At 65.6% G+C, this 11,680-nt stretch carries 6 protein-coding genes; 1 reads left to right on the top strand and 5 read right to left on the bottom strand.

Annotated elements, in window-relative coordinates; translation table 11 throughout:
• Positions 1-12: 12 nt before the first annotated feature.
• On the bottom strand, positions 13-1,242 hold the full coding sequence (gene cyoA, locus EGY25_RS13290; protein WP_135195407.1) for a ubiquinol oxidase subunit II: 1,230 nt from the start codon (positions 1,240-1,242) through the stop codon (positions 13-15).
• 210 nt (positions 1,243-1,452) lie between these two features.
• Here cyoA and EGY25_RS13285 point away from each other — a divergent pair, with 210 nt between their 5' ends.
• Positions 1,453-2,805 carry an MFS transporter gene (locus EGY25_RS13285; RefSeq protein WP_135195406.1) on the top strand — a complete coding sequence of 451 codons (1,353 nt, stop codon included), beginning with the start codon at positions 1,453-1,455 and terminating at the stop codon, positions 2,803-2,805.
• Between the two features lie 78 nt (positions 2,806-2,883).
• On the opposite strand, the gene EGY25_RS13280 is transcribed toward EGY25_RS13285, so the two are convergent.
• From EGY25_RS13280 to EGY25_RS13265, 4 genes are all read right to left on the bottom strand, one after another.
• On the bottom strand, positions 2,884-4,554 hold the full coding sequence (locus tag EGY25_RS13280) for an alkaline phosphatase D family protein (protein WP_167762551.1): 1,671 nt from the start codon (positions 4,552-4,554) through the stop codon (positions 2,884-2,886).
• Positions 4,555-4,564: 10 nt separating this feature from the next.
• On the bottom strand, positions 4,565-7,078 hold the full coding sequence (locus tag EGY25_RS13275) for a TonB-dependent receptor (protein ID WP_167762550.1): 2,514 nt from the start codon (positions 7,076-7,078) through the stop codon (positions 4,565-4,567).
• 139 nt (positions 7,079-7,217) lie between these two features.
• Positions 7,218-8,579 carry a hypothetical protein gene (locus EGY25_RS13270; protein ID WP_135195405.1) on the bottom strand — a complete coding sequence of 454 codons (1,362 nt, stop codon included), beginning with the start codon at positions 8,577-8,579 and terminating at the stop codon, positions 7,218-7,220.
• A 20-nt stretch (positions 8,580-8,599) separates the two neighbouring features.
• Positions 8,600-11,671: a TonB-dependent receptor domain-containing protein gene (locus EGY25_RS13265; RefSeq protein ID WP_135195404.1), complete on the bottom strand. Its 3,072-nt coding sequence runs from the start codon at positions 11,669-11,671 to the stop codon at positions 8,600-8,602.
• Between the last annotated feature and the right edge of the window lie 9 nt (positions 11,672-11,680).

Raw genomic sequence — 11,680 nt, 5'->3', positions numbered from 1 at the left:
GACTGTGTTCGCTCAGGCGTTGGGGACGGAACGGATGTCGGTCGGAACCGGCCCCGTAGCGAAGGGATTGCGGGCCAAGGTCGTCAGCGAGGCCATGGGGGTCTGCTTGGGCGACAGCCCCTGCCCGGTCAGACGTTCCAGGCTGGCAGGGCCGGCGACGGTGTCCAGTTCGGCGCGACGCATGCGATCGGCGGCGGCGGCCTCGGCCTGCAACGGCGTGCAGATGGTCATGACGTAGCTTTCGTTCGACCCGAAATAGGCCGGCGACTTACCGCGCCCGGCGTATTTGTCGTAAACCAGCGGCATGGTGTTGCGCACCGAGGCCATGCTCAGGCCACCCTGGCGGTCGATGGCCATCATCTCGCCCATGCACATCTTGCCCGGCTCGACGCACATGTTGAGGATGGCGTCCCACAGTGCGCCGTCGACGGCGCCGAAGTGCAGGACCGGCACCTTCTCGCTGGGCTTCTCCAGCTCCAGATACTGATCGCGATCCAGCGTCTGGCCGCCTTGGCGCACGCCCGAGACCCACTGGTCGAAACCGGCTTGGTCCAGGCCGTGGAAGGCGAAGCGCATGTTGGAGAAGCCGTCGCCGGAATAGTTGGCCGAGAAGCCTTCATATTCGCCCGGACGGTTGATCACGGCGTGCAGCTTCGTCTCCATGCCCGGCATGGCGTAGATCTGTCCGGCCAGGGCGGGAATGTAGAAGCTGTTCATCACCGAGGACGAGGTGATGTGGAAGCGGATAGGGCGGTCGATCGGCGCGGCCAGTTCATTGACCGTGGCGATGCCGTACTGCGGGTAGATGAACATCCACTTCCAGTCGAGCGCGACGACATTGACCTGCAGCGGCTCGACGCTCTCGTCGACGGCCTGGCCCGGCTTGATCCGGTCGATCGGACGATAGGGGTCCAGCAGGTGAGTGCCGGCCCAGGTCAGGGCGCCCAGGCAGATGATGATCATCAGCGGCGCGGCCCAGATGACCAGTTCCAGCGACGTGGAGTGATCCCAGTCGGGCTGATACTCGGCCTCGGCCTCCTTGTTCGACGCCCGATACTTCCAGGCGAAGAAGACGATCAGCGCCATCACCGGCACGATGATGATCAACATCAGCAGCGTGGAGATCATCAGCAGGTCGCCCTGCTGGGCGGCGACGTCGCCGGCAGGGTTCAGCACGACCAGATTGCAGGCCGACAGCAGGGCCACGAGGGGCGCGAGCAGGAGTAGGCGCAGACGGCGCAAGGCGGATCCAATCGAAAAGCGTCGGGCGAAGGGGAGGCGCCGCGACGGTTGGCGTTCGTAGGCTGCGGGATAGTCAGCTTCGTTCTGGAACGACATTGGACAATCTGTCCTATCCTCTTGAGGCCGCTTTCATCGCAAAGGGCGCCCGGTCATAATGCGGCAATCGGCCGTACGCCTGATAATCCTGTCTCACACGGAGCGACCAAGCCCATGTCCGCCTCGACGACCCCCTCGTCAGAGTCGCTGGAACGCGACGCCGCCAAGATAAACTCGCACCATGGCAAGGTGGATGCGGGCGAAATCGCCATCGGCGTCATTATCGGCCGAACTTCCGAGTTTTTCGACTTCTTTGTTTACGCCATCGCCTCGGTGGTGGTTTTCCCCCAGCTTATCTTCCCCTACGCGGGCGCAGTCGGCGGCACCCTGCTGTCGTTTGCGATCTTCGCCCTCGCCTTCCTGTTCCGCCCGCTGGGCACGGTCCTGTTCATCGCCATCGACCGCAAGTTCGGGCGTGGCGCCAAGCTGACGACCGCCCTGCTGCTGCTGGGCACATCGACCGTGTCGGTCGCCTTCATCCCCAGCTATGAAAGCATCGGCATGTGGGCGCCGGTGCTGCTGGCCCTCACCCGCATCGGTCAGGGCGTCGCCCTGGGCGGCACCTGGGACGGCCTGGCCTCGCTGCTGGCGCTGAATGCGCCCGAGGGCAAGCGCGGCTGGTACGCCATGATCCCGCAGCTGGGCGCGCCCATCGGCCTGCTGGTCGCCTCGGCCCTTTTCGCCTTCTTCCTGAACACCCTTTCGGCCCCGGACTTCCTGGACTGGGGCTGGCGCTATCCGTTCTTCGTGGCCTTCGCCATCAACGTGGTCGCCCTGTTCGCGCGCCTTCGCATCGTGGTGACGCCCGCCTTCCAAAAGCTGTTCGAGACCCGCGAGCTTCAGCCCACGCCCGTGTCGCAGGCCCTGCGCGCCGAAGGCCCCAAGATCGCCATCGGCGCCTTCGCCCCCCTGGCCAGCTTCGCCATGTTCCACATGGTCACCGTCTTCCCCCTGTCGTGGGTCTTCCTGTTCACCAACGAGACGCCGGTCCGCTTCCTGATGATCGAGATGGTGGGCGCCGTGTTTGGCCTGATCGCCATCCTGGCTTCGGGCGTTCTGGCCGACCGATACGGCCGCCGCACCCTGCTGGCGATCACCGCCGCCGGCATCGCCGCCTTCTCGGGCTTTGCGCCGCAGCTGCTGAACGGCGGGGCGGCGGGCGAGCTGACCTTCATGATCTCCGGCTTCATCCTGCTGGGCCTGTCGTTCGGTCAGGCCTCGGGTCCGGTGGCGTCCAGCTTCAGCCTGACCCATCGCTACACCTCCTCGGCCCTGACCTCGGACCTTGCCTGGCTGTTCGGCGCGGGCTTCGCTCCTCTGGCGGCCCTGTGGATCTCCAGCCAGTTCGGCCTGATCGCCGCCGGCGCCTATCTGCTTTCGGGCGCCATTTGCACCCTGGTGGCTCTGTGGCTGAACCGCGAGCTGGCCCGCAGCTCCTCCGACAAGGACCGCGCCAAGGCGGTCTGATCCGCCGGTTCACGACGCACAAAAAGACACGGCCCGCAGTCGCCTGCGGGCCGTGTTTCGTTTGGGTCTACGGCGGGATCAGACTTCCGTCAGGTCGCCCTGCGGCGAGACGGCGAAGGTCTTCACCTTCTTCAGCTCATAGGGTTTGGCGGCGATGGTCGACACGGCCCACAGCTCGCCGAGCACCTTATCGTGGGTGACATTCAGCAGGACATAGCCCTTTGACGTCTGGTCACAGAACTTGACCTCGGGATTGGCCGCCGACAGCGCAACGCCCAGCGGCAGGCCGCCGACATGGTCGCCTGGCGACGGGCTTGAGATTGAGGACGTGCCGAACTCGACCGCCCGGCGCGCGCCCGCATTGTCGTGCAGTTCGTTGACCCAGAAGGCGTGGCTGTCGCCCGCCAGGACGATGGGCGCGACGTCCGCCGCCGCAAAGGTCTCGTAAAGACGCTCGCGCCCGGCCGGATAACCGTCCCAACTGTCCAGATTGAACGGCAGGCCCAGCTTGAACAGCTGGATCGCCGCCTCGATCTGCGGTCGGGCATCGTCCGCCAGGCTCGCCAGCATCTGCTGGATCTGCTCCGGCGGCATCATGCGCGAGATGTCCGGCCCCTTGACCTTGGCCATCACCACCTGATTGCCGAGGATCTGCCACGGACGGCCCGCCGCCTTGGATCGGCTCAACGTCTCGCCGATCCACTGACGCTGGCGCTCGCCCAGCAGGTCGCGATCCGGCGCCTGACGCAGGGCCTCGAACGCCGCGACATCCGGCGCGCCCTCGGCCGTCTTGGGGATGTCGGCGAAGGTCATCTGCTCGCCCCGCGCCAGCAGCCGGGTCTCGACCATCGTCAGGGTGGCCAGGTCGCCGAAGTCGAAGCTGCGGTTGATCGCGTCGTTCAGCGCGCCGGCCTTGGGCTCGCGGATCGGCATCCATTCGTAATAGGCGCGAAGGGCCGCCGCCTTGCGCGTCGCGAAGTCGCCCTCGGTCTCGGCCTGGTGGTTTTCGGCCCCCATCATCCAGGCGTCGTTGGCCACCTCGTGATCGTCCCACACGCAGATGAAGGGCGCGCGGGCATGGGCGGACTGCAGGTCGGGATCGCTCTTGTACTGGGCGTGGCGCGTCCGATAGTCGGCCAGGCTGACGATCTCGTGCGGCGGCTGCGGAACCCGCCCCAGGGCCGCGCCCGAACTCATGCCGTAGTCGGACGGCTCGGCCCCGTATTCGTAGATGTAGTCACCCAGGTGGACGACGGCGTCCAGCCGATCCAGCCTGGACAGGGCGTCATAGGCGTTGAACAGCCCGCCCGGATAAAGCTGGCACGACACCACGGCCAGGGCCAGATCGGCCGTGGCGCCCTCGGGCAAGGTGCGCACCCGTCCCACCGGCGAGGTCACGCCATTGGCGACGAAGCGGTAGAAATACTCAACCCCCGGCTCCAGGCCCTGGCCATCCAGGTCGTGCTTGACGGTGAAGTCCCGCTCGGCCCGCGCGCGCAGGCCGGTCGAGCGGCGCACGATGTCGCCGAACCCGGCGTCACGGGCGACTTCCAGCACCACGGCGACCTCCCCGACCGATGGATCGGCCGGGGTGACGCGGGTCCAGAAGACGGCCGAACGCGTGTCGGGATCGCCGCTGGCCACCCCGTGCAGGAAGGCGACCGATCCGGTGTTCGTCGCCTGCGCCACGGCGGGCGACGCCGCCCCCGCGCCGAGGAGACCCAGAAGACTGCGGCGATCCATTTTCATCGTCAGATCCTCAGAGCTTCAGCTTGAACACGAGGCCGTACGACGCAGGCCGTCCAGCGATGAAGGTCGGCATGCCCAGACCATCGCCGGTATTACCGGCGTCCTTGATGTACTCCTCGTCCAGGACGTTCTCGCCGAAGGCCTCGACGCCCCAGTTGGCCGAGTCCGGCGTGTAGCGGACGCGCAGGTTCAGCAGGCCGTAGGCGTCCTGATACTCGTCCTGAACCCGGTCGGGCACGATGTTGCGGCTCTGCAGCGCCGGCAGGTCGTTGTCGTCGCTGAAGAAGACCTTGGACTGCCAGGTGTAGGTCGGCTGAACCGCGATCTCGCCGCCGCTGACCGGCAGGCGCCAGGTCGCACCGATCGAGGCGGCGTTGTCCGGCGACAGGCGGAACTGGTTGCCGTCATAGATGCCGTTTTCGAATCGCGAGTGGTTGTAGGCATAGGTGGCGAACAGGTCGAAGTTCGACGTGACGGCGAAGTTGGCCTGGGTCTCGAAGCCGTACGACTTGGCCTCGCCGGCGTTGGTGACGATGAAGGTGGTGCCTTCCTGAACCGTCGTCTGGAAGTTCTGATAGTCGTACAGGAACACCGCGCCATCGACGCGCAGGCGGCCGTCCAGCAGCGACGACTTGGCGCCGACCTCATAGCTGTCGACCGTCTCGGCATCGACGGCTGCGAAGCGGGGCGATCCCTGCGGCGCCGACGGGGCCGAGGCGCTGATCACTTCCGGGCGGCGACCGCGCGCATAGTTGGCATAAACGTTCGTGTCGTCGCTCAGGGCGTAACGCGCCGTCAGACGCCAGGTCACGCCGTCATCCTCGGAGTCGAAATAGGCGAAGTCGCCGTTGTTGGCGGTCGGCTGGGCGATCAGGCCGAACAGCGGGAAGGCGCTGGCGGGAATGGCCAGATAGGCCGGGTTGGCCAGGGCGCCGAGGAAGGTCGGAACCTGCGCCGCCGGAATGGCGCCGGCTTGCAACGCCAGCAGGGCGCCCAGGGTGGAGCGGCTCTGGACCGAGTTCGCGAAACCCGTCGTCTTGTCGTCGCGGGTGTAGCGCACGCCCGCCGACATCTCGAACCGGTCGGTGAAGGCGTATGTGGCGTCGGCGAAGACGTCATAGGACGTCAGTTCCGAGCTGTTGATCGGCGTCTCGATATGCGCCGATTTCAGATTGGCGGCGATCGGCGTGGCGAAGGCGCCGGCGCCCAGCGGCGTCAGAAGGCCGCCCAGCGCGGCCTGGGCGATGGCCGGATAGGCGGCGAGCGGCAACGTCCGGTCGCCGACCGTCGTGGGCGAACCGTCCAGCAGGCCCGACAGCTGCGCCAGGATCAGGCGCTCGTCGAACTGGGTGGGGGTGCGCTGATAGCCTTCCTCGTGGAACCAGCCGGCGCCGACGAAGCCGGTCAGACGACCACCGTTGTCGAAGCCCAGACGCAGGTCCTGGCTCCACTGTTCGCCATGCGTATCCTCGGCGGCGGTCAGCAGCGGCAGGGACACGCCGTCGGCGTCGAACGTCTCGTAGTTGGTGAACTCGCGATAGGCTGTGGTCGCGTTCAGGCTCCAGGCGGCGTTCAGGTCGATGCGCGCCAGACCCGTCACGCCCCAGACCTCGCGGTCCAGACCCAGCGCCTTGCCACCGTCGAAGGCCGCGCCGCGTGTCAGGGCCGCGCCCTCCCACGGTTCCTTGCCGCCCAGCACGGCGCCGGTGTTCGGATCGGCCGGCGCATAGGCGATCGACTTGAACGAGGTGCCCGAGGCGTTGTCCTTCTGATAGTTGCCGATCACGTCAAACCGCATCGCGTCCGACGGCGTCCAGGCGCCCGATAGACGCAAGGCGCGGGTTTCGATGGCGTTGAAATCTTCGCCGCCCCGCAGGTTCTCGACCGAGCCGTCGCGCGTCTTCAGGCGCGTGGCCAGGCGCAGGCCTGCGGTCTCCCCGACCGGCAGGTTCAGCGCGCCTTCGACCATGCGATAGCCTTCGTTGCCGGCCTCGATATTGGCATAGGCTTCGGTCTCGCCGGGACGCGCGCGGTTTTGCACCAGATTGACCGCGCCGATCAGGGCGCCGCGCCCGTACAGGGTCGATTGCGGTCCCTTGGCGATCTCGACGCGTTCAAGATCGAACAGCTCGACATAGGAGCCGCGCGACTTGGAAATCGACACACCGTCCTGGAACACCGACACGCGGGCCTCGGAAGTCGCCGCGCCGGAATCGGAGGTGATGCCGCGCATCACGAAACCCGGATTGTTCGGCGACTGGTTCTGCACCAGGAAGCCCGGCACGAAGGCCGACAGCTGTTCGAACTCCTGAATGCCCAGGTCTTCCAGGAACTGGCCGGAATAGGCCGTCAGGGCGAACGGCACGTCGATGGTCTTCTGCTCACGCAGCTGCGCGGTGACGATCACGTCTTCGACGCTGCTGACCGGCGCCTGCTCCTGCGCCCAGGCGGCCGATCCGGTGGTCATCGCGCCCGTCAGGGTCACGGCCGCGAGCAGGCGCGTCTTCAATGTGGTCTTGGACATCTGATCCCCCAGATTCGACTAATCTGGGGAGGTGCCTACGCCGCGCCAATGTCGGGGCGACGACATCCCCGCATCGCCTTGACGACGAGGTCGAGACGATGCGGCGACGGTTGATCCGTTTACCGACGGATGAGGCCGATCAGTTGTGGCTCTGGTCCGTGGACGGGCGGAAGTCCGTATCGAAATGGCAGCCGTCATCGTAGCGCGACGCCGCATCGTGACACAGCGCGGCGACGTCGCTCGGCGTAGGTTTCATGCCCTCGTCCAGCCAGCGCATCATGGCCTGGAACAGACCGACGTATTCAGGAGGCGACAGTCGGCTGTGCTCGGACTCGTCCGTAAAGGTCTGGACCAGCAAGTCCGACCGACCGGCGGCGGCGACCGTCTCGCGGTACAGCGCCTCGTTCGACACGAAGGCGGTGGGATCGTGTTTGGCGTGGATGGTCAGGGTCGGCGCCACGATCAGGCCGCTGAGATCCGCGTCATAGGCCAGGCGCGCCACGCCCATCGGATCGGCGGCGAACCGTTGAACGCCCGCATTCAACGCCGCATCGTCGTGTGAGCCCTGATAGACGGTCTCGCTGTTGTCGAACGGGTTGAGGCCGTCCAGCCGATGCTGGACCATGTCGCGGAACAGGAAGGTCGCCCAGGACAGGTGCGCGACCAACTGGTCTTCCTGCACGCCCGTCACGGCCAGAATGTCGGCGAGGTTGCGTCTCTGTTCGGCCGAGCGCCGGTTCTCCGGCAGACCCACGCCCGTGCAGGTCTGCACCCGCTCCGCCAACTGGGCGCGCTTCAGTTGGCTGTCCGGCGGCAGCCCTTGCCACAGCGGATACTGGGCCTCGTCCGGCTGGGGATGGTTGTTGCAATAGAACTGATAGACGGCTCGCAGGTCTGCGCGGAACCGATAGGTGCGTGTCCCTCCGCCGATGACCCCGTTGGTCAGGACGACGCCGTCCCAGACGACCTGTCCCTCCGCATCGCGCGCATAGAGTTCGGCCGTCTTGGCCGCGACATTTCCGCCCCACGACTGTCCGTGCAGCAGGGTGCGGCGCGGCTTGCGGAACGTGTTCCAGAAGATTTGCCGCAAGTCGTCGGTGTCTTCCGCCGCCATCCGTACGCCGTAGCCTCCCCGGCGATAGGTAGAGCCGGCCCAGGCATAACCCTCCTTCACCGTCATCGAGAACCGTTCGAGATCCTCCAGCGGGTCGTTGGCTTCAGGCGTGGCGGTGCGCGGCCCGCCGTGGGCATGGACGACGAGCACGCCGTTCCAGTCCTTTGGCACGGCGATCCAGTAAAAGCCCCCCTTCGCCGCCCGCCCCGACCAGCACCGTGTCTCTTGCGGCAGGAAGTCGGGACAGGCGGTCGGGTCCGGGGAGGGATCGGACGCCGCCGCGACGGGCGCAGCGGCTTGTTGCGACTGGGCCAGGACGAGCGGGGCGAACCCGAGCCAAAGCGTCGACGTCGCCGCCGCAAAGGTCTTGAATGAACGCACCGACATCGCCTTGAACTCCGTCCGGATCAGAACGTCTTGGAGACGTTGACGTACCAGTACCGACCGTAGGGACGATACAGCGAGCCCAGATACCCCGACGAGGTCAGCGGCGGCTGTTCGTCGGTGATGTTGCGCGCGCCCAGTCGCACGGTCGTGCCTGATGCGAAGCCGTAGCCGTCCTCGAACTCGTACTGACCATATAGATTTCCGGTCAGCTGGCTTTCGACTTCCCAGGCGTCGCCGTCGGTGCTGAGGAATCCGGTCTCGGTCACTGCGCTGACGTACTGAGTGAATGCGCCGACCTGCCATGGGCCTTGCGACCAGGTAAACGAACCCGACACCCGCCACTCGGGTCGCCCATTGCGCGCAAGCAGGGTTTCCGAGATCGGGAGAGGAGTGTTTTCGTTGATCAGCCCCGCTTCACGCGCCTCGAACAGCGACTCGACCAGCGGTCCAGGCGAACGGTTGAATTCCATAAGACGCGCGGCGTTCAGGCTGGCGCGGAAGCTGCCCCACGGCGTGCCGCGAAGACGCCACTGAATCCCGATGTCCAGGCCTTCCACAGTTTGCGGCAGCAGATTGACGAACTGATCCTCGATCGAGACGATCTGACCGACCGGATCGATGCCGCTTCCCTCGAAGAAGGCGACATCGTCAGCCGTGACCGGCGCGCGATTGACGTTCTCGTTGGTCGTACCCTGCAGAAGGTTCAGGTAGTCCAGCACCACGTTCGACTGAGCACCCAACAGGCCGACGATCTTTTCCTGCTCGATCTTCCAGCGGTCGATGGTGAAGGTGAAGTCGCCATACTGCTGAGGAATGAACCAGGGCTGGAACACCAGGCCGATCGACTGATTGGTGCTCTCTTCGGGCTGCAGCTCGGGATTGCCGGACACCAGCAGGGATGCGCTGGACGGTTGCGAACATTCGTTGAAGTTGGCGATCCGGCCGAGGCGAAGGTCCGCTTCGCAGCGGATGTAGTCGTTGTTCGTCGAAAGCCGGGCATACTGGGCGGCGTTGGTCTGCTCCAGGTTCGGCGCGCGGAAGCCCTCCGAATAGGAACCACGGACCCGGACGCCTTCGACGATGTCCCACGCCATGGCGATCTTCGGCTTCGCGACATCGCCAAAGTCCGAATAATGCTCGAAACGGCCGGCGATCTGCAGGTCCAGGCTGTGCACTAGCGGTACGTTCATCTCTGGCGAGACAACGGGCACCGCGAACTCGACATAGGCCGAATAGACCTCGCGCTCACCGTAGGTGTCAGGGTTCGAGCTGACGGCGGCGATATTGGAAATGCTGGTCTCGCCGCTGATGGCGTCGACGAAGACGTTGGTTCCATCAAGGTCTTCGTCGCGGTCGTCCCTCTGGGTTTCCTTGCGCGCCTCTACCCCCACCGCCATGCCGACGGGACCGCCTGGCAGGGTGAACACATCCGGTCGGCTCAGCTTGAAATCCCAAAGCGCCAAAGTGGTCTTCGACACCCGCGTCAGATCGGTCGATATCGCATCGATGGCGGTCTGAGAGCTGGGGGTGCAATCGCCGAAGCTGGTGTCGTCCACACAACCGCCGCTGAAGGGGTTGTAGGCGTCGGGCGTCGAGAGGGCCAGACTGGCTTGCAGCGCCGTCAGGTTGATGGCGTTGGACGTGTCGGTGGCTTCCGCTTCCGAATACAGCAGCGCGCTTTCCCAGTCGAAGCCACGCCATTCGCCGCGCAATCCGCCCAGAATGCGGGACTGCGAGTTCTCAACGTCGACGACCTGGCGGCCCACGTCGTTGAAGCGATACCGGACCAGTTTCACATCCGTCCCTTGCGCCGGAACATTCGCCAACCCCGGAAGACGGTTGGGATTGAGCGACCCGTCGGCAAAGGTGACGGGGCCGAACGGGTTCCAGTAGTTGCTGGCCGGAATCCAGAGCTGGTTCAGCAGGATGGTGGGCGGTTGGATGTTCTGGGTGTTGGCGGTGTAATAGCCCAACTCCCCGAAGGCGGTGACGCCGTTGTCCATGTCGTAATGACCGGACACGAACAGGTTCAGCCGCTCGACATCGGGCGAAACCGTCGTGTCGCGCGCGCCGTCATAGCGCAGTTCGCGGCCCGCGCCGCTGTAGCCGATATTGCCGCTGGCCAGGCAGACGTCGCCGCCGATCGGCGCCGTGCAACCGAAATCGCTGGGCTGATTGTGAAACGCGCCGGCCGTGGACGTCAGATTGGTCGTGCCCTGGCGCACCCGGAACGGCGTCTGGAAGTTGGCCCAGGCGGTATAGGATGACCGCCCGTCGGTATCGGTGCTGGTTTCATATCCCGGCACGTCGGCGAACAAACCCCGCCGGTCGTCGGTCGCGGTGTAGTCCATGTCCTCGGACCGCTGCGCGGTGCGGTCGCTATAGTCCAGGAAACCCGAGATGTTGCCGCGGGAAAAATCCTTGCCCGCGAACAGACCCAAGGTGAACTCGCGCCTGTGCGTGCCTTCGGCGCCGCCGTATTGCGCCTTCATCTCCAGACCGTCGAAGTCTTCCTGCAGCACGGTGTTGACGACGCCCGCGACCGCATCGGCGCCGTAGATGGCCGCAGCGCCGTCCAACAGGACTTCCAGCCTTTCAAGTCCGGAAACCGGAATGGCGTTGGAATTGTAGCTGAGCACTGGAACCGTTCCGGTGTCCGACGTGCCTTGGCTGGTGGGGTGGGCCACGATCCGACGGCCATTCAGCAGCACCAGAGTGTTGCCCACGCCGAGAGAGCGCAAATTGACGGAGTTCACGTCGCCGCGCGCCGCGTTGGATGTCTGCGGGTTGTTTGCGCTGGAAAAGAGCACGTCGCCCATCTGCGGGATGGAGCGCAGCAGATCGTCGCCGCTGACCGCGCCGGTCGCCAGAATCTCCTCCTGCGTGACCACCGTCACCGGCAGGGCCGCAGTGGTAGACGCGCCGCGGATTTGCGATCCGACCACGACGATGTCTTCGACTTGCGCGGCCTGATCATCCTGCGTAGGCGACGCTTGGCCCGTGGCGTTCTGCGCCAAGGCTCCACCGGCCGACATCAACAGGACAGCCGAGGCGGCCCCCGCCATGAGCGCGTACTTGGGTTGCATCTTCATTGTCTCCTC

The sequence above is a fragment of the Brevundimonas intermedia genome (assembly GCF_004614235.1).
GTDB lineage: Bacteria > Pseudomonadota > Alphaproteobacteria > Caulobacterales > Caulobacteraceae > Brevundimonas > Brevundimonas intermedia_A.
Note: the sequence above shows the minus strand (reverse complement) of the source record. Positions and strands in the feature narration are given on the sequence as shown.